The organism is Ochrobactrum chromiisoli, assembly GCF_026241335.1.
GTDB lineage: Bacteria > Pseudomonadota > Alphaproteobacteria > Rhizobiales > Rhizobiaceae > Brucella > Brucella chromiisoli.
The window spans coordinates 322977-348176 of record NZ_JAPHAV010000001.1 but is presented as its reverse complement, the minus strand read 5'-3'; the positions used below and the strand labels follow the sequence as shown (position 1 = coordinate 348176).

Genomic DNA, 25200 nt, shown 5'->3' with positions numbered 1-25200 from the left:
TGAAAAGCGATATACGAAACATATACGATTCATATACAACTTTTAAATCGCAGAGGGCAACTGTTTCTTGCGCTTGACTCTTGGCTTTGACGATTCAATACTAGAACATAACATGAACAATTGATGGGGTTTTTGACGTGAGCGGCATCGACATCGCGGCGTTGCGGCGCATGGTTACGGCCATCGAAGGCAACAATCCGCAAGGAAATTTTGCACAAGAAACAGGAGCAGGCAGTGGGCGTGCAGGCACTTTTACGCTCGGCCTTGCCGGGGCCGATGCCGCCTTTCCGCATGGTCTGAGAGGCGATGCACTGCATGAGGTTTTTGCTGAAAATCCCGGTGCACATATGGCCGCAACCGGCTTTGCGCTGGCGCTGGCTTTGCGTGCCTCCCGTTCAAAACGGGCAATTATCTGGATTGAGGAAGAAAGGGCATCAAGCGAATATGGTGGACTTTATCCACCGGGCCTTCATGCATTCGGCATCGATCCGTCCCGGCTTCTGATCGTGCGCTGCCCCAGCGCACAGGATGTTTTGAAAGCAACCAATGATGCGCTTGAAGAGGCAAGCGGCAAGGCTTCAAACCTCATCTCCGGCGTCGTCGCCGCGGTGACGGGGCAACCGAAATGTCTCGATCTGACTGCTTCACGTCGCCTGCTTCTGGCAACAGAAACCGCGCATCTGCCGGTCATCCTGCTCAGAAGCCACCGCACAGGCGTGCAAAGTGCTGCTGTCAGCCGCTGGCGGGTGGCACCTGCGCCATCTCGCTCCAGCGGCGCGAATGCACCCGGTATGCCTGTCTTTTCCGCCGTGCTTGAGCGCAACCGGCACGGCTCCTGCGGACAGTGGATCATGGAATGGAACAATGAAAACCTTGAATTTGGAGCAAGCGAAAGGGATGACAGAACGCGTTTTCCTCGCCCTGTGGTTTCCGTTCCTGCCGACCGACCGGCTGCGCCGCGCCGCTCTGCATGATGGCAAACAGCAACGGCCGCTTGTTGTGAGCGAGCGCATGGCCAATGCCTTGCGCCTGATGGCGGTGGACGCCAAAGCAGCCACGCTCGGCCTTTTCCCTGGCATGGCGCTGACCGATGCACGGGCGCGGGTGGAAGGGCTGGAAGTGGCAACAGCCGCACCGGAGCGTGATTGCGCACTGCTTAAGCGTCTTGCCCATTGGTGCGAGCGTTACACACCGCTTATAGCTTTTGATGCGCCGCATGGTCTGATGCTCGACATCACCGGCTGTGCGCATCTCTTTGGCGGGCTTGCCGCCATGCGTGAGGACGCTGTCATGCGGATTGAACGGACGGGCCTGAACATACAGGCAGCCGTTGCCGATAACAGCTTTGCCGCACGGTTGCTTGCACGCGGAACAAAAGGCGGTGTTTTCAGCAAATCTGATGCCGACAAGCTGTTGCCGCGCCTGCCGCTCTCGTCTCTTGAACTCACGGAGGCTGCGGAAACAGGTCTCAAACGGGCCGGGCTAAAGCGTATCGGCGATGTCATGGCACTGCCCCGCGCAGCACTCACCGCGCGTTTTGGAGCCGACCTTGCCACCAAGCTTGACCGGCTGGCTCGACAGGAGCGCGCACCAATTTCGCCCTTGCGCATCGTACCGCTCAACATGGCCGAACGCCGCCTGCCTGAACCGGTGAGCGCCATGGAACTGGTCGAACGCCTCTTGCAGGAATTGGCGCAGGAGCTGTTTGCGCTGCTTGAAACCGAAGGCAAAGGGGCGCTTCTGATCGAAGCTTCCTTCTTTCGGGTCGATGGCGAGGTGCGCCATATCCGTATCGAAACCGGCCAGCCTTTGCGTGAAGATCGGGTATTTCTCAGGCTCGCACGGGAGCGGCTCAATGCGCTGACCGATCCGCTTGATGCCGGTTTTGGCTTCGACATGATCCGTCTCGCAGCACTTCGCAGCGGAGCCATTGCCCAACGCCAGACAGGGCTTGATCAGCATGAAGAAGATGAAGCAGGTTTCAGCCAGTTGATCGACCGGCTTTCGGCACGGCTGGGGCAGGAGCGCGTGCTGGTTTCCTTTTCGCGCAATACGCATATTCCCGAACGTGCTTTTGGCCTGCGTTCTGCCCTGCAAAACCGCAAAAGCGAGGCCGATTATGACATTGGTCCGACACTTCCCGATGATCCGCCAGCGCGACCAATAAAACTGTTTCATCCGCCGCAGCCAATCGAGAGTATTGCGGAAGTGCCCGACAGCCCACCCTCGTTTTTCCTGTGGCGGCGCGTGCGTCATCATGTGCGGCTTGCCGAAGGACCAGAACGAATCGAGCCGGAATGGTGGCTCGCAATCGGCCATGATGTGCCGCAGCTGCGCGACTACTACCGCGTGGAGGATGATAACGGCCAGCGTTTCTGGATTTTTCGCGAGGGGCTTTATGATGGCTCCAACCATCCCCGCTGGTTTTTGCATGGGTTGTTTGCGTGATGCCCCGCTATTTTGAAATGGCAGTCGCCAGCAACTTTTCTTTCTTGAGTGGTGCATCGCATCCGCAGGAACTGGTGATGGAGGCTCACGCGCTTGGGCTGTCCGGCATCGGCATTGCCGACCGCAACACGCTGGCCGGTGTGGTTCGCGCCCACGCGGCGTGGAAAGAGATTCGCGACACATGCGACTTCCGCCTGTTCATCGGCTGTCGCCTTTCCTTTACTGATGGCACACCCGATATGGTTGTCTATCCGCGTGATCGCGCGGCCTATGGGCAATTGTGCCGCCTGCTGACAACAGGAAAACATCGCGCTTCCACCAAGGGCGAATGTCATCTCGAATGGGGCGATCTGCTGTTCCGCGCGCGGCAGTTTCAGATTGCCGTCTTTGCGCCCGACGAAGACGAGCCGGATTTTGCCGCGCGTCTGACGGAGATCGCACAGGCGGCTCCCGGCTCTGTCTGGCTGGCGCTGACCATGCCCCATCAAGGCCATGACGGGCGCCGTGCCGAACGCATCGCAGGTTTTGCAGCGGCAGCAAATGTGCCGCTGCTTGCCACCAATGACGTGCTTTATCACCACCCTGATCGCCGCGCGTTGCAGGATGTGCTGACAGCAACGCGGCATCACACAACGGTTTTTGCAGCCGGGCGGCTGCTTGAAAAAAATGCCGAGCGCCACCTCAAACCATCGCATGAAATGCTGCGTCTGTTCCGCAATTACGCAACAGCAATCAAAGCGACAGTCGATTTTGTGGCTCCCATCACATTCAGGCTTGATGAATTGAAATATGATTATCCTGATGAGCCAGTACCGCCCGGCAAGACACCGCAGCAGCATCTGCATGATCTCACATGGGCGGGTGCTGCCGGGCATTATGGTGCAGATACGATTCCAGCCAAAGTTCAGACGCTAATCAACAAGGAGCTGGCGCTGATTGAACAGCTGCAATATGCGGCTTACTTTCTCACCGTCTATGACATTGTGCAGTTTGCCAAATCGAAGAATATCCTATGTCAGGGACGCGGTTCGGCAGCCAATTCGGCTGTCTGTTTTTGCCTTGGTGTGACCGGCGTTGATCCAACGCAAGTGGATCTCCTGTTCGAACGCTTCCTTTCGGTCGAACGCAAGGAGCCCCCGGATATCGACGTCGATTTCGAGCACGAGCGGCGCGAAGAAGTGATGCAGTATATCTACAATCGCTACACCACCGATCGTGCGGCGATTGTCGCGACCGTCATCAGCTATCGCTCGCGCAGTGCGATCCGCGATGTCGGCAAGGCACTGGGCCTGACGGAAGACGTGACGGCAGCACTTGCCAACACAGTCTGGGGCATATCAGGTGGCGGCATCGACAAGCAGCATATCCGCCAGGCGGGGCTTGATCCTGACAATCCCATCATCCGGCGTGCGGTCGAACTGGCACTGGAACTGATCGGCTTTCCACGCCACCTTTCGCAACATGTCGGCGGTTTTGTCCTGACGCGCGACCGGCTTGACGAAACGGTGCCCATTGGCCCGGCAGCGATGGACAAGCGCTATTTTATCGAATGGGACAAAGACGATATTGATGAAGTGGGATTGATGAAGGTGGACGTGCTGTCGCTCGGTATGCTCACCTGCATCCGCAAAGCTTTCGACCTCATTCACACCCATAAGCCGCATCTTTATGGCGGCGAAAAGCTGACGCTCGCCAATTTGGAACGCGAGGATAAAATCGTCTATGACATGCTCTGCAAGGGCGATTCGCTTGGCGTGTTTCAGGTGGAAAGCCGCGCGCAGATGAACATGCTGCCGCGCCTGAAACCACGTATATTCTATGACCTTGTCATTCAGGTCGCCATTGTGCGCCCCGGCCCCATTCAAGGCGACATGGTGCATCCTTATTTGAGACGGCGAAGCGGGCAGGAGAACGTCACTTACCCCTCGCCCTCCCCCGAACATGGTGAGCCAGACGAACTCAGAAAAATTCTGGAGAAGACCAAAGGCGTGCCGCTGTTTCAGGAGCAGGCCATGCGGATTGCCATTGAGGCCGCTAAATTCACGCCCGATGAGGCCAATCTTCTGCGCCGCGCCATGGCGACTTTCCGCAAGGTTGGGACCATCCACACCATGCAGGAAAAAATGATCGATGGCATGGTCAACCGTGGCTACGATCGCACATTTGCCGAAAATTGTTTCAACCAGATCAAGGGCTTTGGCGAATATGGTTTTCCGGAAAGCCATGCGGCAAGCTTCGCGCATCTGGTCTATATTTCCGCATGGATCAAATGCCACCATCCAGACGTATTCGCAGCAGCACTTCTCAATTCGCAACCCATGGGCTTTTACGCCCCCGCGCAGATCGTGCGCGATGCGCGCGAGCATGGCGTGATTGTGTTGCCAATCGATGTGAATTTCAGCCAGTGGGATAATATTCTGGAAAACCGGCCCGGCAAACAACCAGCGCTGCGGCTCGGCTTTCGCCAGATCGACGGGTTTTCCGAACGCAATGCCGACCTTCTTCATGCAGGTCAGCACGAGCCTTATCGCAGTATTGAGGATATGCATCGCCGCCTGCGGCTTGACCGGCGCAGTTTCACGCTTCTGGCCGATGCCGATGCTTTTGGCTCACTTAACATTGATCGTCGTGCCGCGCTTTGGGCCGTGCGCCGCCTGCCCAATGATGAAACGCTGCCGCTGTTTCGTGCCGCTGAAACAAGCGAACTCGCAGAAGAACCGCGCACAAAACTCCCCGAGATGGCCGCTTCCGAGCATGTGATTGCCGATTATGAAACGACCCGGCTCTCGCTTAAAGGGCATCCCGTGCAATATCTGCGTGAAGGGCTTGCAGCTCAAGGCGTGTCCACCTGCCGCGCCATACAGGAAGGCAAACAGGGGGGACGCATGAAAGTGGCCGGTGTTGTCACTGTGCGCCAGCGCCCCGGCAGTGCCAAGGGCGTGGTGTTCCTGACGATTGAGGATGAAACGGGCATTGCCAATATCGTCATCTGGCCGAAGATCATGAAGGCGTTTCGTCGCGAAGTGATGGGCGCTCGGCTTATTCTGATTGACGGGCAGGTTCAGCGCAGCCCGGAAGGTGTGGTGCATCTGGTTGCATCAAAGCTGGAAGATCGCTCTGCCACACTGATTGAAATGAGTGGACGGGAATCACAAAGGCTCATGACACCTTCAGAAACCACAGCGCGTCATCCGCGCAATGTGAAGGTGATGCCGAACTCACGCGACTTTCACTAAGATTGAGCTTCTGGCGGTCTGCAAATGGCGCCTTGCTGCGCTTCCGGTGCGCATGTACCTTAAAGTACACTCCGCTCCGGTTCTCGCAAAACACCATTTTCGGCACGCCATAAACTCAATCTGATGCCGTGCATTTCGTCAGTTTCAGGTTCCAACAACAAAAACCGCACAATAATGCAGTGCAGCGCCGACCACGACAAAAGCGTGCCAGATGGCATTTTGAAAGCGCAAACGCTCCCAGACGTGAAAGATCACACCCAGTGAATAAACCATGCCACCCGCTGCGATCAGCCAGAAGACAGCTGGTGGCAATGACTGCACCATGGTGTCATAGACCATGACACCACTCCAGCCGAGCGCGAGATAAAGCAGGATCGACAGGCGATCAAAGCGTCCGGGCATAAAGAGTTTGAGCATGATGCCAATGAAAGCCACGCCCCAGACAAAGAGAAGCAAAGGCCAAGCACGATCGCCCATATGGATCGCGAAAGGCGTGTAAGTTCCGGCAATCAGCAGATAAATCGCCGAATGATCGAAACGGCGCAAAAACCATTTTGTCGGCGAGGCCGGCCAGATATTATAGACTGCCGAAATACCAAGCGCTGCCAGAAGGCTTGCCAGATAGACACCTGAAGAAATGGAAGTGGCTGCTGACATGTTGGGCAGAAAATAGAGCAACATGGCAATGGCGCCGGCAAGCGCCAGTGCGACGCCCAGCACATGAATGATACCATCGACCCACAACTCGGCCCGGTCATATTTCCAGTTGATTGGATAAGGCAGCTTTACATTCATCACACGCACTCATGTCTTTTCATGTGAGACGCACATTTGCCCAAAAAGTGTGAAACAGTTTTCGGAGTGCGCGCTCAAGACAGCAAACTGCCATCGCATTGCAGCATCAAGATGACAGTTGCAGAATGCGGTTATTGCACAGAAGGGGTATAAGACGCCTGAACTGGTGCGACGCCGGGAAGCGGCGCTGAAGCGCCGTCTGGCAGCGTTTCTGTTTCAGCAGAGACGATTGCTGCTTCGCGCGTTGGACCACCACGCTTCCAACTGCCGTCGAGACCTGTTTCCTGCAACAATCCCTTGCGCTTGGCATCATAATAATAGCCACGTGCATAATAGCGCACAGCCTGACTTTCATCACCGCCTGCAACCTTATAAGCGCCGGAGAGATAACGGACGGCATATTTCAGGTTCGTTTCGGCATCAAGAAGCCCCTTGGGGTTGCCCTTGTAGCCCATGCCCCGCGCCGTTGGATGGCTGATCTGCATCAAGCCCCAGTAAGGGCCATTGCGCGCTCCGGGGTTAAAGCGGCTTTCGCGATGCACCACACGACGCACCAGACGCTCCGGCACATCATAGGCAACCGAATATTTGGTGATCAGATCGTCGAGGCCTTCGGGTGCATGGTCCGGCGTTTCAAATGCCATATTGGTGGCAAGAGATGCAGGCGAGGCTGCTGCCTGCGCGCCAGCAAAGGCCATCATCGGCTCTGACTGCCCGCGAATACCGGGAATTGGCACAACAGATGGGAGCACCGGATTTTCAAGCGATGCGACAGTCTGCGTGCCGGGTGTCGCATTGGCATCGGCGACAGTGACAGCACCCTGAGCAGGCGCGGCAGCAACTTTGGCCGAATTTTCTGCCGGTGAGACCAGCGCCGTTTTTCCAGACTTGCCATCGCTCGTTGTGTTGCATGCGCTCAAAGCGGCAGCGCAACCAAGGAGAAGAACCCCTTTAAGGACCGTAGACGAAAATGGTTTGGAGAAAGCCTGAAAATGCATGATTGACCGATCCTATGAATCGAAATCTTGTTCAATGCGTTTTTCGAGTTCAACAAGATCTTCCGGCAAAGGCATACCAGTCGCTTTCAACGCGTTGAGCTTCTCGCGAACAGTTTCCCGAATCTCATGAACGTCCTGCGGCTGGTTGACCATCTGCTCAAACAGCAGGGCGATTTCCGCTTTGATGTCCTCGAATGCCATAAGACCCTCTTGGCTTGAGCGGGTCCGTTTTGCGGCCCGGTTCAGACAATATTCTTTCAATCGATAACCGTCATGTATCACGCAAAAGACACAGAACGGAAGCCCTCAAAGTTGCAACAACGCCAAAATGAATATTTCAACGCGTAACACAGCGATTTCGAACCTCAAAGAATACGTGGCAGCATTGTATCTATCGCATTGAAATCACGCGCCAAAATCCCAAGATCATCCAAGCCGAGGCCACCATGTGGATCAAACAGATAAATACTCATCCATATGAGTCCGCATGTCAGCAAAATCGCGAGAATCGTCAGAAGCAGAAGGCGGCGACCGAGAGCGACATTGGAGCCAGCTCCCTCGGGTGGGTTCTTGTTCATATTCAATCGTCGTTCGTGGCGTTCAATTCTTCCAGTGGTGTACCATGTTCTGACGCCGCGGCAAGATAGCCCTGCTGCACAAGTGCGTTCCTCAAAATGAGAATGATAGCCTCACTCTGATTGATACCCGGATGCGTCTCATTGATGAAACGTTCAAGCGCGTCATGCACGTCCATGGGGAGATAGGTGCTCATCGTTCCTCCTTGATCAGACAACTGTTACGGCAAGCGAACCGATGCCGCTCACGGTTCCTTGCAGTATGTCTCCGCGCTTTACAGCGCCAACACCTGCGGGCGTGCCGGTATAAATCAGATCACCCGATTGCAGCACGAAAAGCGATGACAGATAGGCAATGGTTTCCGGCACCTTCCAGATCATCTGGTTAAGATCACCGGACTGGCGCGTTTCGCCATTGATTTTCAGCGTAATTGCGGCCGAATCCAGGTGACCGACTTCCGACACGGGCACGATAGCCGAGCAAGGGGCCGAATGTTCAAACGCCTTTGCCACTTCCCACGGACGGCCCGCCTTCTTGGCGACAGCCTGTAAATCACGCCGCGTCATGTCGATACCGACTGCATAGCCATAGACATGGTCGAGCGCCGTTTCGACAGCAATATCCTTGCCGCCCGTCTTGAGCGCGACAACGAGTTCAATCTCGTGATGCACGTCTTCAGTCTTTGGCGGATAGGGGAAATCACCGCCATTGATAACCAGATTATCCGGGTTCTTCTGGAAGAAAAAAGGCGGATTGCGTGTAGGATCGCCGCCCATTTCAATGGCGTGATCGGCATAGTTCTGACCAACACAATAGATGCGGTGCACGGGAAAGCGTGCTTCTGTTCCCTTCACAGGCACAAATGGCTGTGGTGCGGGGGCGAACACATAATTTATCATAAAAGGCTTATCCCGTGAGAATATGACTGATGTTGAATATCATGCAGCCAGCAGGCATTTGCCGCAAGGCTTTCGCATGCAATTTTCCGTCATGTCTTATGCCGTTGTAACAACATAATTTGCATTGCGTGAGGATGAGATCACAAGTTCTGCATTGGGAATATCGTTGGAAAGTGCGCGTTCGCGTGCTGCATCGTGGCTATGCCCATAATCAAGCCAGCGCTGAATAAGGCGGCGTTCCAGCGCGGCAAAAGGCACATCCAGAAAGATCGACATATCGAAGAACGATGCAAGACGCGTCCATGGTTGTTGATCAAGCAGCAGATAATTGCCCTCAACCAGCAGAATCCGGTGATCGGCATGCACAATTGCTCCGCCAGCGCGGGCAAGATCAAGCGTGCGGTCGAAAACCGGGATAACAACGTCTTCCTGCGCGTTTTTCAGTCGCGCCAAAAGTGCTGCAAAGCCTGCACAATCGAAAGTCTGCGGTGCGCCTTTCCGCTTGCGAAGCCCGCGTTCATCCAGGATAGCATTGTCCAGATGAAAGCCATCCATTGGCACAACGACAGCCGGCCCCGCCTCACCTTTATTGATCGCATCGCGCAGATAGCCGGAGAGCGTCGACTTGCCAGCTCCCGGAGGTCCAGCAATTGCAACAATCAGGCGGCCATCTGTTTCGGAAAGCTTCGAGAGAATTTGCGCAGGCAGGCTTTCGGCTGGGCAAGGCTTCATATGAGGCACCTGAATTGAAAAATGAGCGTGTGTTTAGAGAAGAAACACACAGTTTGTTATTTTCAAACAATAAGTTTGATCTATCTTGTCTTGCTATGACCGCAAAGACTGATCACTTGCACCCACCAAGACTATTTTAATCGAACGGGAAAAATATGACCGTCAAGACAATTGCCACCACGCCCTTTCAGGATCAGCAGCCCGGCACATCGGGCCTGCGCAAGAAAGTGCCGGTTTTCCAGCAGCCCAATTATGCCGAAAACTTCATCCAGTCGGTTTTCGATGTGCTGGAAGGGTTTACGGGCAAGACCCTCGTGGTCGGCGGCGATGGACGCTTTTATAATCGCGAAGTGATCCAGAAAGTTATCAAGATCGCAGCCGCCAATGGCTTTGGCCGTATCATGGTTGGGCAGGGTGGCATTCTTTCGACGCCTGCCGCTTCCAACATGATCCGCAAATACAAGGCTTTTGGTGGCCTCATTCTTTCTGCAAGCCACAATCCCGGTGGTCCGACCGAAGATTTTGGCATCAAATACAATATCGGCAATGGCGGCCCGGCACCGGAAAAGATCACTGAAGCGATCTTTGCGCGCTCAAAAGTGATCGATCAATACAAGATCACCGATGCAGCCGATATCGATCTCAACACGATTGGAGCCTTTAAGGTTGGCGAAACAGAGATCGTGGTCTTTGACCCCGTCGCTGATTACGCCGAACTGATGGAAAGCCTGTTCGACTTTGACGCGATCCGCACGATGATCAAAGGCGGCTTTGCGCTGAAGTTCGACGCGATGCATGCCGTTACCGGCCCTTACGCCAAGGAGATCTTTGAACATCGTCTCGGTGCGCCGGAAGGCAGCGTGATGAATTTCGTGCCGCTGCCAGATTTTGGCGGCCATCACCCGGACCCTAATCTCGTTTATGCCAAAGAGCTCTACGATCTTCTGATGTCAGACAATGCACCCGATTTCGGTGCCGCATCAGACGGCGACGGCGACCGCAATCTCATCATCGGGCGCGGTATTTTTGTGACCCCATCCGATTCGCTTGCCATGCTTGCAGCCAATGCGCATCTGGCACCCGGCTATAAAAACGGCATCAAGGGCATTGCCCGCTCCATGCCAACGAGTGCTGCCGCTGATCGCGTTGCGGAGAAGCTTGGCATTGGCATGTATGAAACCCCGACGGGCTGGAAATTCTTCGGCAATCTGCTCGATCATGGCAAGGTCACGATCTGTGGTGAGGAAAGCTCCGGCACCGGCTCAGACCATGTGCGCGAAAAAGACGGGCTTTGGGCGGTTCTGCTCTGGCTCAACATTCTTGCCGTGCGCAAGGAAAGTGTGAAAGCCATTGTGGAGGAACATTGGGCGCGTTTTGGCCGCAACTATTACACCCGTCACGATTATGAAGCGGTGGATTCCGACATTGCAAAGAAGCTGGTTGCTGATTTGCGTGGCAAGCTTGCAAGCCTGCCGGGCACAAGCGTCAATGGCCTTAAGATCGAAAAGGCCGATGATTTTGCCTATCACGATCCGATCGATCATTCGGTAAGCGAGCATCAGGGCATCCGCATTTATTTTGAAGGCGGCGCGCGCGTGGTGCTGCGTCTTTCAGGCACCGGCACATCGGGCGCCACAATCCGCGTCTATATCGAACGCTATGAAGCAGATGCAGCCAAGCATAATCTCGATACGCAGGAGACGCTCGCGACACTGATCGATGCAGCAGAACAGATCGCTGAGGTGAAAAGGCGCAGCGGACGGACTGAGCCTTCGGTGATTACGTAAATAATAAAAGGGCCGCGTTGCGCGGCCCTTTCGTTTTATTCAAAAACAATTGCCGGAGCGGACTTGCCAGCGCCCTCACCGGTTTTCATATTCGCCCAAACCTTGGCTGCTATATCGCGATAAATTTTCGCGTGCTCGCTGTCAGGTTCCACCACCGTAATCGGTGTGCCGTTATCCGAATGCGCGCGCACATCCATGTGCAGCGGCACTTCACCAAGGAACGGCACATTAAGACGTTCGGCTTCCTTGCGTGCGCCGCCGTGACCGAAAATGTCGTAGCGTTTGCCGGTATCGGGCGCGATGAAATAGCTCATGTTCTCGACAATACCCAAAAGTGGCACATCCACCTTGCGGAACATGGCAAGCCCCTTGCGCGCATCGATCAGCGCCAGATCCTGCGGCGTTGAAACAACAACGGCACCCGCCAGCGGCACCTGTTGCGCCATGGTGAGCTGCGCATCACCCGTACCCGGGGGCATATCGACGACCAGAACGTCAAGATTGCCCCATGCCACTTCGCGCAGCATCTGTGTCAGCGCCGACATGACCATAGGGCCGCGCCAGATCATCGGGGTTTCTTCATCCACCATGAAGCCCATCGACATCACTTTGATGCCGTAGTTTTCCATCGGCTTGAGCGTCCGGCCTTCGATTGTTTCCGGGCGACCGGAAAGGCCAAGCAGGCGCGGCATGGATGGGCCGTAAATATCGGCATCGAGAATGCCGACTTTCAAGCCATTTGCGGCCATGCCGAGCGCCAGATTGACAGCCGTGGTGGATTTGCCCACCCCACCCTTGCCGGATGCGACGGCAATGATGGCACCAACTCCGGGAATACCGGGCTTTGTAGCCGGACGCGGTTGCGGCGGCTGACGATTCTGAACTGGTGCAGAGCGAGCCTGCGGTTTGGGCTGCGGCGGTGCATCATCACTCGTACGCCCGCCCTTCTTTTCAGCCGTCAGCGTGACCAGCGCACCGGACACACCTGGAATTTCCTTGACTGTCTTTTCCGCAGCCAGCCGCATCGGCTCAAGCGCATTTGCGCGATCCGCCGGAACCGTTATCGAGAAAAAGACTTTGCCGTCGGCAATAAAAATATCCGACACCAGACCAAGCGACACCACATCGCTTTCGAAATCTGGCCCTGTCACAGCCTTCAGCCGCTCCAGAACCTGTTCACGCGTTACGCCTGACATTCTTCCAACCTCGTCTGCGGCAAGCTCTCCGCTTGCTCGCTTTGCATATCTTGAGATAATCCAGTTTCAGCCAAAAGGCCAATAGATGTGAACAAAGAGTTTTAAGCCAGGCAGGTGACATAATGGCCAAAGCCATCCACACAATGATACGCGTTCTTGATGAAGCGCGCTCAGTTTCCTTCTACGATCAGGCCTTTGGCCTGAAAATCGCCGAGCGCATCGATTTCGAAAGCTTCACACTGGTCTATCTGCGCAATGGCGAAGCCGATTTCGAAGTTGAGCTGACCGTTAATAAGGGGCGCACTGAAGCCTATAATCTCGGCGATGGCTATGGCCATGTCGCTTTCGTGGTCGATGATCTTGATGCGGAACATGTCCGTTTCGCAGAACTCGGCTTCAAGGTCGGCAAGCTGGTCGATTTCAAGAACGGTGATGTGCCGGTTGCGCGCTTCTTCTTTGTTGAAGATCCGGATGGCTATAAGATTGAAGTCATTCAACGCGGTGGACGGTATCAATAAGGACAATGCGGCGCGTAGAGCGCATAAACTGACCGCTCACCTGAGTGCATCCTAATCAACAAGCTTCTATTTGACGCTTGGCAAAGACAGCCGCTTCGGAATAGATAAAGTCGATCCTGAGGGAGAATTTTGGGTTGAACATGCGCGCAGTCCAGTTCCGGGCAACATTGGCAATACGCATTTTGAGCGTATTGGCGTTGTTGCTCGTCGCTTTCGGACACAAGCCGGTGATATTCGCTGCGCCCGAACCATTGCTGCTTGCGCAATATGTTCTGCCCGATGGCAGCTATCCGGTGCTTTGCATCACCGACCATGCAGTCGATCAAGAAAGTCATGATCAGGACCAGCATCTGCACAACAGCAATATTTGTGATGCCTGCCGCATTTCGTCAGCACTCCTTTGCCCCTTGCCTGCTGCATCGACCGGGGCCGCACCCAACATTGCAGCGGCAGAAGTTATTCTTCCATCAGAACCCATTTTAAAGCAGACCATCTATCCACCGTCCGCGCCACCACAAGCGCCACCCTTCGCCTGAGATTCATCTTCGCTTGCAAGCGTTTCAATGCGCTGCATCCCGACATATGATTATTCAGGTTTGAAACAATGAAAAACACTCGTCTTTTTACATCCGCCATTTCGCTTTTTGCCCTTTGCGCTTCCGCGGGAATCGTCAATGCCCATTCCTCGCTTGATCAGAGCGAAGCGATGGCTGGCAGCCGCTACAAGGCGATTATCCGCATCCCGCATGGTTGTGATGGCAAAGCGACCACTGCTGTCAAAGTGGAGCTTCCCGAAGGATTTGTTTCCGCACAGCCACAGCCGAAGGCTGGCTGGAAGATCGAAACAGCCAAAGGCGACTATGCCCAAAGCTACAAGGTCCATGGCAAGGATGTGACCTCAGGCCTTAAACAGGTGACATGGAGCGAAGGCGAACTGCCAAGCGACTTCTATGACGAATTCGTGGTTGTCGGCCAGCTTGCCAAATTCGACAAGGATACAACGCTTTCCTTCCCTGTGACGCAATTCTGCGGAACGGATGATTCCGTGGCCTGGACAGACATTGCAAAGGATGGTCAGAACCCGCATGATCTCAAGCATCCAGCGCCACAGCTTCGCGTGTTGGCCGCAGCAAGTGCCGACGAACATGCCGGACATGATATGCACGGCAATGCGAGCAGCAGCACACATGCAGATCATGGCGATCATGCCATGGCTGCAATCAAGGTGGGTGATCTCAGCATCAGTGGACCTTCTATCCGTGCCATGGTTCCCGGCGCGAAAGTTGCCGGTGGTTTCCTCACCATCAAAAATGACGGCAAAGAGGCTGACACGCTGGTCGGCGTTACAACGACCGGCGTCAAGCGCGTTGAAATCCATGAAATGACCATGGAGAATCAGGTCATGAAAATGCGCCCGCTCAAGAACGGGTTGGATATTCCCGCAGGCGAGAGCGTTGCGCTGAAATCGGGCGGCTATCACCTGATGTTCATTCAGCCCGAGCATCCTTACAAGGAAGGCGACAAGGTTTCCGCGACGCTTGAATTCGCAAAAGCCGGGAAGGTCGATGTGGAGTTTCCGGTAACTGCGCAAAGCGGTAAGTCTGACGACCATTCAAACCACTAAAGCATGTCGCGAAAAAGTGGGAACCGCCTTTGCGGGGAAATCAGTCTACCGGACTGATTTCCATTCCCGCTACGATCAGAGAACGACATGCGTCAAAACAAGAAGATAGAGCGTGCGTATCGGGCAGGATTAAGCGCGACACGCTCTGAATAGAAAAGACGGGTACATAGACGACTTATGCGCCCGTTTGCCGCAACCGCTACCCAATTGTAGCGATTGCGTTCTTCGGCTATTGCTATAAACATGAGTTCAATAGTCTAGAATAATTCTACACTATTGAAATAATTCACTTTTATAAAAGATGAGTAATTGACTCCAGATCAATTTACAGCTTTTATGCAGTTGAGTTATTTTGTGCAGCCTTTGATGTTTGGGCCTTGAACCCGTTCGATTGGAGGACCCGATGATCGGTGTCAGTGAATGCCGGTTCGCAAATGTAGATGGATTGCCGTGGCAACTTCATCTTTTGCCGACCGGATACTGCAATGTGCGAGGGGAAACAGAACGCCTCGCAAATCATAAGCAGCGAGACGGTTTGGCTGTTTATACCTCTGAACGGAGGCGCAAATGAATATGCGTATCTCCGAACTCAATGGCACCAACAGCGTGGGCTATTATGACCGCCTGCCGGAAAAGCTGGTGCTTGAGGGCTACCGCCGCTGGACTGCGGGGTTTGAAACCGGCTCAATCATTCCATGGGAAATGACCTGGGGTCTTTATGCGGAAGTGCTTGGCGCGTCAGAAGCAAAACGGGCTGTGGGCGAACTTTCGCAGTTTATCCGCGTGTTGCGCCATTGCGCCAGCTGCCCACTGCGCGCCTTTCCATTCGATTCGCACCATGTTTGCCGGGAAGAGTGCCTGACACTCGGTCTTATCTCCGGCATTCAAAATCAGGATGGCTTGTTGCTCGATACCTGTCTTGAGGCCATTGCCTGCAAACGACGGTGCAATGATGTGGCAGACGCCGCGCGCAATTTTGCCGACACATTGGCGGATTTCGGACAGACTTTGCTGCCAATACCCATCCATGCCATCGACAGTGCTTTGAGCATAACCCGGCGCGCGACCTTTCACTGATGTGAAAAACGCTGCGTAGGATTTTTTTGATTTAGGCCGCGCAAAGCGGCACGAGGAGACCCAACATGCAAGCCAGAACCGAACGACGCCTCGGCTTTGTTGCAGCCATTGCGCTCACCACAGCAGCCTTTGCGGTGCCAGCGGTATCGACACAGATGGCACAGGATATCACTGCGCCTGCAAAACGCCATGCATCGGTGGATAGCATGAAGTTTGAACTTTCCCGCCTTGTCGCCTTTGCCGACAGTGCGTCTAAGCCTGTTCATTACGAGTAAACAGAAGACCGATCAACCGGGCGAAACGCCTCCAGTCCGTCCGGTCGAACATGAGAGCGCGTGCATTGTTGATATGCACGCGCTCTGTTTTTTGCTTCAAACCTATTGCGATCAGCTCACGATGATCGGCGCTTTTCCCTGAACACGGTTATAAAGATCAATAATGTCCTGGTTCATCAGGCGGATGCAGCCTGAGGACATAGACTGGCCAATAGACCACCATTCCGGCGAGCCATGGATGCGGTAACCCGTATCACGACCATTCTGGAAGATATAAAGCGCACGCGCCCCAAGCGGGTTTTGTGGACCCGGCTCCTGACCATTGCGGTATTTCTCAAGGTCCGGTCGGCGCTGAATCATTTCAGGCGGCGGCGTCCAGCGCGGCCATTGCTTCTTATACTGAACATTGGCGCGGCCCTGCCATTCAAAGCCTGCCTTGCCGATGCCAACGCCATATCGCAGCGCTTCGCCACCGGGCAAGACATAGTAAAGAAAGTGATCTTTGGTAACGACAACGATCGTTCCCGGCGCTTCGCCTGTCGGATCGGGTACGATCTGCCGGCGGAACTCTTTCGGTACTTTCTGATAGGGAATTGCCGGAAGCGCATAAGGCCCTTCCTGCACCGAAGCATACATCACATCCGGCGTGGTAATATTCTTATCAATGCTGATCTGCGGACGCATCGGCGTGATGCCACCCGTCGACATTGGATCGACATTCATCTGGAATGCAGACATATCCATGCTTTGCGAACAGCCTGCAACACCGCCCAGCATCGCAGCACCAGTGCCCATCAGAAAATGACGGCGGCTTAATCTTTCAGTCAGTTTCGACATACAATTCGCCCAACTCAAAATACGGCAAAATACCTTCTTACGCTGGGAACAATTTGCGTCTTTATGGTTGAGGAAGCGTTAAACACCTCGCGCAAACGTTAAGAAAAAACCGGGGGCGCAACAGTGGGTAGAAAAAAGGCCGGGGGATATGCCCGGCCTTTGATCGCATTTTCGATCAATAATCTTTTTCGTAGAAAATACCGGCGCTGGAGTCACCCTCCGATCCCAAAGCACCCTTGACCTTGAGATTGCGGGAGATGTCCAGATTAACCGTTCCTTTGGTCGTGCCAGCAGAACCCGCTTCGACACCCAGATAAATATTATCGCGAATATAACGACCTGCACGGACCGCAGTCTGCCCCTTGCTGTCGGTGACAACATCAATGTCATCAAGCCCCGTGCCCTGACGCAGCTTGCTCATGAGCGAATTATTCGAACCACCCGCAAGCTCGGCAGCCGCAGCCGCAAGCTGGGCGATCTGGAAGGCTGACAACTCACCAATCGAACGCTTGAATATCAGATGCGCCAGCACTTCATCCTGCGGCAATTCCGGCGAGGAGGAGAATGCGATGTTCAGATTATCAACCGTACCCGTCACCGTCACAATTGCCGTAATGTCATCCCCTTCACTGCGGGCAACGAAATTGAGCTGAGGATTAAGATCACCGACCAGCGTGACATGACCTTCATCAAAGGTAATGCGCTGGCCGAGAATTCCGATGCGGCCACGAATAAGATCAAACGAGCCAACAGGCTGGATGTTTGTCACTGGACCGGTCAAACGAACGCGACCGCCAAGTTCCGTATCCAAACCCCGGCCCCGGACAAATATCTGGTTGGGTGCGTTGACAAGCACATCAAGACGCGGAACCGTCGGACGGGACGTTGGTGTCGGCACGCTGCCACGACGTGTCTCAACCTTGGCACGCTCCAGCGTTTTAAGAACATTTGCCGGTGTGTTGATATGGCGTACAGGGACATAGGCCGCGCCACCGCCCAGATTTTCTGGCACAGTTATTTCTGCACGTTCAACATCGATACGGCCAGCAATCAGTGGATCACGCATCAATGGCCCGGTGATCGAAATGCCACCACTCACAGTGGCAACGACGAGCTTGCCGTCAGCATACCGCGCACGATCAAGCTTGATGTCGATATTGGCCGGGAAATTTGCGCTCGCATTTGTCGAAATCGTACCGCTTGCGGAAATCTTACCTCCACTGCCAAAGGTCGCATTGACCTGACGGAGCGTGATTGTCTCACCCTCCATCGCCCCCATCACATTGATGGCGTTCAATCGGACATTGGTTTCTGGATCGATAAACTGCGCACCCGATGTCGAGAACATACCGCGCAGTTGCGGTCTGTCAAAGCCACCTGAAACATTGGCTGTCAGCGAAAGTGTACCACTCACCTGCGAACCGCGATCAGCAAGGAAACGGTTGGCGAGCGCCAGCGGAACATTGCCCGAAACATCTACGCCAAGCCCCTGCCCCGAAAACGGCACCTTGCCTTTGGCTGTGATGTTGAGACCCTGCGGACCATCCACGTTCAAAGAAGAAATATCAACCGCCATGGCCGCGTAATTACCCGCAGCCTGCAAGCTTAACGGCGCAAGTCCGTTGTCACGCAACGGCTTTGCAGCCAGGCCTGTACCACGCAGATTAAACTGGGCTGCCGGATTGGTCAGCGGTCCTGTGAGCCGTGCCGTGCCGGTGACATTGCCTGCAAGGTCCTGTCCTTTTACCGCGCCGTTGAGTGCTGCCAAAGGAAGATTGGTCAGGTTGACATCAACTGCAAGCTCGCCTTTGCCAAGCGGGACGCCGCCCTTAGCGGTGACATCAATACCGCCGCCGCCGCTTACATGCGCATCGACATTCAAACGATTGCTGTCAGAACTGCCCTTTGCATCCGCATCAAGCGGCGCAATACCCTGATCTTTAAGCTGCGCTGCGCTCACACCACGCGCAGAAATATCAAAAGTGGCATTCGGATTCTCGCGCGTACCGGTAACGCGCGCCGTACCGTTAACGATACCGCCAAGACCAAGTTCGGGTTTGAAAGTATTGGCCAGCGCCAGCGGCAGATTTTTCAGTGCAACCGAAAGATCAAGGCTTTCTCCAATCGCACCATTCACCTTGACCTGTCCATCGCCGGTATTGACGATGATATCGCCGAAAGAAATATCGCTGCCTTTCATGGCAATGGTTGCGGGTGCAGCAAGCACGGCTGAAAGCGAACCCTGTTTCACGTCAGCTGAAGCAAGCCCCAGTTCAAAACCGCCATCTTTTGGCTCAAGCGAACCGGATGCATTGGCCAAAGTGCCAATCTTGAGCTTGGTGCTCGCGGTAAAATCAGTCTTTGTCCCTGTTGCATTGGCCTTGGCATCAAAACTGTCGATTCCAAAAGTGCCAACCAGAATATCGCGTGCGCTGGCCGTTCCATCGACAACCGGCACGCCGAACAGATCCTGCGCGCTTGCGGCAATATCTGCAGATGCGATATGATTTCCGTTGATTTTCAGACCATTGGCCTTGGCGTTGACAGTTGCATTCTGGCGTTCACCATTGGCATCAAGCGTGATGTCGGCATTGGCGGAACCCGTCGCATCAGCAAGGAAAAGTGCAGCTGCGGTTGAAATATCAGGCGCATCAACCATGAGTTGGCCCGCAAGCAAACCTTTGGCATTCTGCGTCACGTCACCGGAAACATGTGTGCCGCCTGCATTGAACACGAGATTGGTCAGGCGCTTCTCGTCATTGACGATATCGATGAGCGTGCCAAGATCGATCTTCTGGCCATTGAGAAGTGCGCTGCCTGCAAGCTTGCCTGAAAGCGATGCGCCTGTTGTGGCATTGCCATCCAGCAACGCATTGAAATCGAGCGCGCCGTCGGCGAGCTTGCGATCAGCAAGTGTTCCCTGTGGTGCGTCGGCGCGCAGCGCCAGTGCGATCAGCTTGTCATCGCCGCGCGCGCTGCCTTTGATCGTCATGCGGCCTGAGGCTTTGTCAGACAGAAGCTTCATATCGGACAGCATGACACCGAAATCGAAATCTGCCTTATCAGATGCAAAAGAGCCGTTGGCGGTGATTTCGCTTAGCGCATTTCCAATGCGGAAATCGCGTGCAGCAAAGCCTGCCGCACTGCGGGCAATTCCGCCGCTCATGCGGACTTCGCCATCAAGAATATTATCGACAGCTTGCGTACCGGTGCGCATATTTTGCGCCGTGCCATCGAGATTGAGATCAAAAGCACCACTGATGGGGCTAACCTTACCGGAGGCCTTCACATCGATGCTGCCCGCAAGATCGCGCCCGGCCAGTTCCGCATAAGGAGCGAGGCTTGCAATTTTTGCAAGAATATCGCCGTTGAAGATGAAATCATCGATGTTGCCGTTTAGCTCAAGGCTCAGGCCATTGCCCTCAATACCAGCCTTTTCAAGTTGTACCGGGGAACCGGAACGCCAGCCACCATTGATCAGGACATCAATTTTATCACCCAAAGCTTCGGCGATTTTCCGATCGGGCGCGTTGATGCCGCTTACACCGCCATCAACGTTAAATGTGATATGGCGGTTCGTTGCATCATTCAGATTTTCAGCCCCCCCCCCCATATCAAGGGCGATGCTGGAAGCCGAAACAGAGGCATTTTTAAACCCGGAAACCGCAAGCTTACCCGTCCAATCATTGGTCGGACGATCACCGTAGGCGATTTGCAGCGTCGCATTGTTGATCGTGGTTTGCGCACCTTTGACCGGCAGCAAAACTTCACCTTTGCTGTCATCGCGAATATCTGCATCCACACGCAGCTTGTTCAAAAAGCCGCTCGTGTCGGATTCAGCAGAAGCCTTGATCTTCATCGCAGCCGTATTGAGTGCAAGATCATCAAGACGGAACCCGCCGCCATCTTTCAGAAGCCCATTTGCAGTCAATGCCGTATCGGCACCAAAGAAATCACGGAAAGCAGGCGGGACAAGAACAGAAATCGGGCCATTGATCTGTGTGGCAAAGACACGTCCATCAGCGCGGCGCACCAGTGTAAAGCCACCCGTCAGCGTGCGGCTGCCATTGGTATCAAGGGCCAGATCAATCTTGAGATCATCAAGCGTACCATTGCCCGTCAGCGTCAGATCGACAGGCGGATATCCCTCAATATTGAGCAGATTGGCAACGATACCATTGGCAGGCTCGCTCACTTTCAGATCAAGATCAAGTTTCTGATCGGCATTGGCATAGGCTGCGCGCAAGGCAAAATTGCCACCCGGACCATCCAAACGCTTGATATCGAACGTGGAATTCAGCGAGCCATCCGCCAGCGACAGACTTCCATTCAGCGACACTTCCGATTGCAGCCCGAAAATCTCCTGACCAAAATACAGATGAGCGACATCAAGACTATCAATATTGATCGACAGCGGCAGTTCCGGCAGGCTGAAAGTCGATGATTCCGGCGATGGAAGACTGTTGTCCGGCAACGGCTTGCGAATGAAATCAATGCGTTCAGCCACCAGCGACTGAATGCTCAAACGGCCGGTAAAAAGCGCCGTGCGGCTCCAGTTGAGCTTTGCATTTTCAATGCGCAGCCAAACGCCTTCGCGGTCAGCAATCGTGATCTGCCCGACACTTGCCTCAGACGACAAAAGTCCGCTCAGACCCGAAAACTGGATACGACGGTTGGGCGCGGAAAGTTTGCTCTCCACAAAAGAAATGAAATAAGACTTCTCCTCTTCCTGCTGCGGCTGCTGTGCGAGCGCTGGAATGGCGAAGAGAATGAAGGCCAAGAGTGCTAGAAATCTGGTCAAAACGCCTGTCCTATGCCCACATAAAATGCATAGCTCGGATCGCCCGAGCGGCGGTTAAGCGGAAGAGCAACATCGAGACGGATCGGCCCAAGCCCTGTCAGGTAACGCAGGCCAAGGCCCGTGCCTATGCGCATTTGTTCTGAAAAATCCGGATAGGACTGTTCGCCGACATAGCCTGCATCGACAAAGCCCACGACACCAATTGAATCGGTGACACGCGTACGCACTTCACCCGATGCCTCAACCAGCGAGCGCCCGCCAATCGTGTCGCCAGTCGCTGTTTGAACACCGATACTGCGATAGGAATAGCCGCGGACTGAGCCGCCACCACCTGCAAGGAACAACTGATTGGGTGGGATATCCGCAATACCGGCGCCAACGACAGAGCCAAGTTTCACGCGGCCAGCGAGAATAACGCGGTCTGTGGCACCAAAGCCGTAATAAGCGCGTCCTTCCGCCGTGAAGCGGGTCGCAAAATTGCCACGCTGGAACTCATAGAAGGGCTGAATGTTGCCTTCCAGATAAACACCCGAGCTTGGATCGGGCTTGTTGTTCCGGCCATCGTAAAGAAGATTGCCTTCAAGACCACCTGTCGTAAATTCGCGTTTTCCGAAATAATCGTCATCGAAGCGCCCATGGCTTGCCTTGGCATAAAGCGCGCCGGAAAGCTCATCACTGAAAATCTGCGTGAAGCCGGTCTTCGCATTGATCGACGTTTCCGTATAGGCATCAAGCACTTCGCGCTTGGCATCAAGGGCGGCAACGAAATCCGTGTCAGGCGTGTAAACGCCGGGCTTTGCGAAGCTCGTTCCAAGCGTATAGGTGTAATTGGACGGATCGAAGGAATTGTCCTGTGAACCGCCGACACCACTGACCTTGGCATCGAAACGCAAGCGCTCGCCGCGCCCGAACAGGTTGCGGTGCATCCAGTAACCGGTGACACCAAAGCCGTCGAGCGTGGAAAACTCGGCACCAAAACCAAAGCGGCGTGGCTTGCGCTCCTGAACATTGAGCGTCATTGGCAGGCTGCCATCCGGCCCAATCTTTTCGGCTTCTTCAAAATTCATCGAGCGGAAGACTTCCATGCGACCAAGGCGCTTTTTTGCATCTTCGATGTCTTTGGGGCTGTATTGCTCACCCGGCTTCAATCCGGTCATCCAGGCGACAAATTGCGGGTCCATGCGCGCAGTACCAACCACGCTGACGGGGCCGTAATAAGCCTTTCTGCCCGGATCAAGCCCGATATCGGCAGCAACCCTATTGCCATCATGATCGGCAACAATGTCTTCTTTGGTGATCCTGGCTTTGGCATAGCCCTGCTGACGCCATGCCTCGACCGCCAGCCGCTCGGCTTTCAGGATGGTGCCTGAACGGGCGACCTGACCAGGAGCAAAACCGGCCTTTTCGACCGATTCCACCTGTTCCCTTTTGTCTGCAGGCGGCGGTGCGATATTGGATATGGCCGTGCGCGAGAACAAAAACTGCGGACCCGGATCAACCGAAATATCGATCTTCGCATTGTTTGGAATATCGGTATCGACTGGAATATCATTGGCTTCACGGCCATCAACCTTGATGGAAATCGTGCCGCCGTAACGACCTTCACCATAGAGTGCTGCCAGAATACGGCGATAATCGCCCCGTGCTTTCGCCAGAAGGCCCGCAGAACCCGATGCAGGCGTCTGTTCGTCGGAAACAAGGCCGGAGGCCCCTTCTATAACGGATTTAAGATCAGCATCGCTGCCATCGGCATTCTTGCGATTACCAACAGCGTTGACCTCAACCGAATAGCTTTTGGGATCAATAATATCAGGGTCGACGCTCTTGTCCTTACCCCAGAGGCGTATACCAAAGATTTCGAATGCCAAAGCGGGCGAAACGGTCATTGAAGCAAATTGCACCGCCAATGCGAGTACAATGAGACTTCTTCCCTGTATCGTCCTGTTACGCCTAGTCATACACGTTACTGTCCGGGTTCCAGAGCGTATTTCAATCTGATTGTATCAGATCAACACTCTAAACATTCGTTTCATGCGCATATTATCCGAAAACTGTTTTACACTTTTCGGGATGCGCGCTCCTTGACGACCGCCTCGGTAGCGCTTCGTCCTCCCCCACAATCCCAGGACGATTCAGGGATTAGCATAGAGTGGTGGGAAGACCAAGCTTCAACCCAGATGCGGTATGACATTTCGGGCTCAGACGAGAATCACAAACCTCCTTGCAAAGCCCGAAGTCATTTATCCCCTATTGTGAATAGATTGAGTCAATGGAGAGTTAATGGCGCGTTTTAACATTATAAAATGAATGCGGCCCGCCGGAGGGAGGGAATCCGGCAGGCCGCGTCTCAGGTCATGGTCAGGGGAGGAGGAGAATGACCTGATATGAAATAAGTTATGCCGGTTCAGCGCCCGGAGTGATATGGGCGCATATTGCCGAATTGAGGGCGAACACCTGTCCCAATCCGGTAAGGGGCAGTTCGCCCTGACCAGTGCGGACCTCTGGCAGGACCAACACCCCAGGCGGGATTCCATCCCCGGTGAGAGCCGGCATAAGGATCGTATCTCGGTCCCCAGCCATGACGCCAACCCGGATATGCGCCGTGACCCCCGCGCCATCCCCAATAGGGAGGCCATCCCGAGGTCCAACCGCGATCCCAGCCGTAACCCGGTCCCCAGCCGCCACCGCCAATGATGACAGTGGTGCTTGAACCGGAAGGATAATATCCCGATGGATAGGCGCTATAAGGATCGACAGGGTTAAGATAGGCCCGGTTCGGATAGACTGGCCCCCTCACATAGCCGCCAAAGCTTATGAAACGCGCTGAAACCCAGCCACGATAACCACCGCTGTTTACCTGACACCAGCGTCCTCGACATGGGCCCGCATCCACCCGGAGGCCAACCGGTAATGCGGCAAGCCGCCCGTAATTGACGCCCGGCCCACTGCGGACATTTACAGTCGCAGTCACGGTCGCAGGCACAGCAAAAGCCACGGCAGGAACAAAGAGTACAGACGAAAAAATGAATGCGCGAACAAGCTTTTTATTAAGTCGTTTCTTAAATAGAAACATCGATAATTCTCCAAATATGCAACTGTAGAAATGCAATACAAAGAAAACCATTGTGTATCATATAGCCCAAATTATGGACAAAAGCAATAGTGACCAATATTTAGCAAACTATAACGTCTATTTGAATGCAAAGAACGATGAATATTACAGCATAATAATAAGTTTACTAAAATTTTATACATTCATTATTTGCTTTAAAGGGCACATCGCGCCCATTTCCTTTTAAGGCCATCCGTTAGAAACGTCCTGTCTGTTTTCCGTCACGCATTATCCCGCGCAAAACCGCTGCGCACTTTTGCTGGAAATGCTCTTTTGCTCACGCATTATC

Annotated in this window: 21 protein-coding genes; 9 read left to right on the top strand and 12 right to left on the bottom strand. The window is 54.3% G+C overall.

All coding sequences use genetic code 11. The annotated features are described in order from the left end of the window. Positions 1–137 precede the first annotated feature (137 nt). The 3 genes from OPR82_RS01690 to OPR82_RS01680 are packed head-to-tail and all read left to right on the top strand — an operon-like array spanning position 138 to position 5684. A complete protein-coding gene (locus tag OPR82_RS01690) occupies positions 138–974 on the top strand; it encodes an ImuA family protein (RefSeq protein ID WP_265982651.1) in 837 nt (278 codons plus the stop codon). Further along, entirely contained in the window at positions 865–2448 is a 1584-nt protein-coding gene (locus tag OPR82_RS01685) for a Y-family DNA polymerase (protein ID WP_323054525.1), read from the top strand. The genes OPR82_RS01690 and OPR82_RS01685 overlap by 110 nt, the downstream gene beginning before the upstream one ends. Next, positions 2448–5684 (top strand): error-prone DNA polymerase, encoded by a 3237-nt coding sequence (locus OPR82_RS01680; protein WP_265982650.1) that lies wholly within the window; start codon positions 2448–2450, stop codon positions 5682–5684. The genes OPR82_RS01685 and OPR82_RS01680 overlap by 1 nt, the downstream gene beginning before the upstream one ends. Before the next feature lie 144 nt (positions 5685–5828). Here OPR82_RS01680 and trhA read toward each other — a convergent pair whose 3' ends face one another. From trhA to OPR82_RS01645, 7 genes are all read right to left on the bottom strand, one after another. Then, positions 5829–6479, bottom strand: coding sequence for a PAQR family membrane homeostasis protein TrhA (gene trhA, locus OPR82_RS01675; RefSeq protein WP_265982649.1), 651 nt, complete (start codon positions 6477–6479; stop codon positions 5829–5831). 131 nt (positions 6480–6610) lie between these two features. Next, complete coding sequence (locus OPR82_RS01670) at positions 6611–7477, bottom strand: lytic transglycosylase domain-containing protein (protein ID WP_265982648.1); 867 nt, start codon at positions 7475–7477, stop codon at positions 6611–6613. Between the two features lie 12 nt (positions 7478–7489). Then, the gene (locus OPR82_RS01665) at positions 7490–7678 is read right to left on the bottom strand and encodes a hypothetical protein (protein WP_094578679.1); all 189 of its coding nucleotides are present in this window, start codon (positions 7676–7678) and stop codon (positions 7490–7492) included. Positions 7679–7842: 164 nt separating this feature from the next. Further along, positions 7843–8055 (bottom strand): hypothetical protein, encoded by a 213-nt coding sequence (locus tag OPR82_RS01660; RefSeq protein WP_265982647.1) that lies wholly within the window; start codon positions 8053–8055, stop codon positions 7843–7845. A 2-nt stretch (positions 8056–8057) separates the two neighbouring features. Continuing rightward, on the bottom strand, positions 8058–8249 hold the full coding sequence (locus OPR82_RS01655; protein ID WP_265982646.1) for a hypothetical protein: 192 nt from the start codon (positions 8247–8249) through the stop codon (positions 8058–8060). Positions 8250–8262: 13 nt separating this feature from the next. After that, complete coding sequence (locus tag OPR82_RS01650) at positions 8263–8952, bottom strand: fumarylacetoacetate hydrolase family protein (protein WP_265982645.1); 690 nt, start codon at positions 8950–8952, stop codon at positions 8263–8265. A 96-nt stretch (positions 8953–9048) separates the two neighbouring features. Further along, the gene (locus OPR82_RS01645) at positions 9049–9684 is read right to left on the bottom strand and encodes a nucleoside/nucleotide kinase family protein (protein WP_265982644.1); all 636 of its coding nucleotides are present in this window, start codon (positions 9682–9684) and stop codon (positions 9049–9051) included. Between the two features lie 155 nt (positions 9685–9839). Here OPR82_RS01645 and OPR82_RS01640 point away from each other — a divergent pair, with 155 nt between their 5' ends. After that, a complete protein-coding gene (locus OPR82_RS01640; protein ID WP_265982643.1) occupies positions 9840–11471 on the top strand; it encodes an alpha-D-glucose phosphate-specific phosphoglucomutase in 1632 nt (543 codons plus the stop codon). Positions 11472–11506: 35 nt separating this feature from the next. Here the strand turns inward: OPR82_RS01640 and apbC are convergent, their stop codons facing one another. Continuing rightward, entirely contained in the window at positions 11507–12667 is a 1161-nt protein-coding gene (gene apbC, locus OPR82_RS01635; protein ID WP_265982642.1) for an iron-sulfur cluster carrier protein ApbC, read from the bottom strand. A 122-nt stretch (positions 12668–12789) separates the two neighbouring features. Between apbC and OPR82_RS01630 the strand changes: the two genes are divergently transcribed. The 5 genes from OPR82_RS01630 (at position 12790) to OPR82_RS01610 (ending at position 16161) form a co-directional block, all read left to right on the top strand. Next, complete coding sequence (locus OPR82_RS01630; RefSeq protein WP_265982641.1) at positions 12790–13185, top strand: VOC family protein; 396 nt, start codon at positions 12790–12792, stop codon at positions 13183–13185. 134 nt (positions 13186–13319) lie between these two features. Further along, positions 13320–13721, top strand: coding sequence for a hypothetical protein (locus OPR82_RS01625; protein WP_396995932.1), 402 nt, complete (start codon positions 13320–13322; stop codon positions 13719–13721). A gap of 68 nt (positions 13722–13789) precedes the next feature. Then, positions 13790–14809, top strand: coding sequence for a DUF1775 domain-containing protein (locus OPR82_RS01620; protein ID WP_265982640.1), 1020 nt, complete (start codon positions 13790–13792; stop codon positions 14807–14809). Between the two features lie 567 nt (positions 14810–15376). After that, complete coding sequence (locus OPR82_RS01615) at positions 15377–15886, top strand: hypothetical protein (protein ID WP_265982639.1); 510 nt, start codon at positions 15377–15379, stop codon at positions 15884–15886. Between the two features lie 65 nt (positions 15887–15951). Further along, positions 15952–16161 carry a hypothetical protein gene (locus tag OPR82_RS01610; protein WP_265983893.1) on the top strand — a complete coding sequence of 70 codons (210 nt, stop codon included), beginning with the start codon at positions 15952–15954 and terminating at the stop codon, positions 16159–16161. 111 nt (positions 16162–16272) lie between these two features. Here the strand turns inward: OPR82_RS01610 and OPR82_RS01605 are convergent, their stop codons facing one another. The 4 genes from OPR82_RS01605 to OPR82_RS01590 all read right to left on the bottom strand — a co-directional run bounded on the left by OPR82_RS01605 (position 16273) and on the right by OPR82_RS01590 (position 24872). Then, the gene (locus tag OPR82_RS01605; RefSeq protein ID WP_265982638.1) at positions 16273–16998 is read right to left on the bottom strand and encodes a L,D-transpeptidase; all 726 of its coding nucleotides are present in this window, start codon (positions 16996–16998) and stop codon (positions 16273–16275) included. A 175-nt stretch (positions 16999–17173) separates the two neighbouring features. After that, a complete protein-coding gene (locus OPR82_RS01600) occupies positions 17174–21799 on the bottom strand; it encodes a translocation/assembly module TamB domain-containing protein (RefSeq protein WP_265982637.1) in 4626 nt (1541 codons plus the stop codon). Beyond that, entirely contained in the window at positions 21796–23757 is a 1962-nt protein-coding gene (locus tag OPR82_RS01595) for an autotransporter assembly complex protein TamA (RefSeq protein WP_265982636.1), read from the bottom strand. The genes OPR82_RS01600 and OPR82_RS01595 overlap by 4 nt, the downstream gene beginning before the upstream one ends. A 446-nt stretch (positions 23758–24203) precedes the next feature. Next, a complete protein-coding gene (locus OPR82_RS01590) occupies positions 24204–24872 on the bottom strand; it encodes an SH3 domain-containing protein (protein WP_265982635.1) in 669 nt (222 codons plus the stop codon). Positions 24873–25200 lie beyond the last annotated feature (328 nt).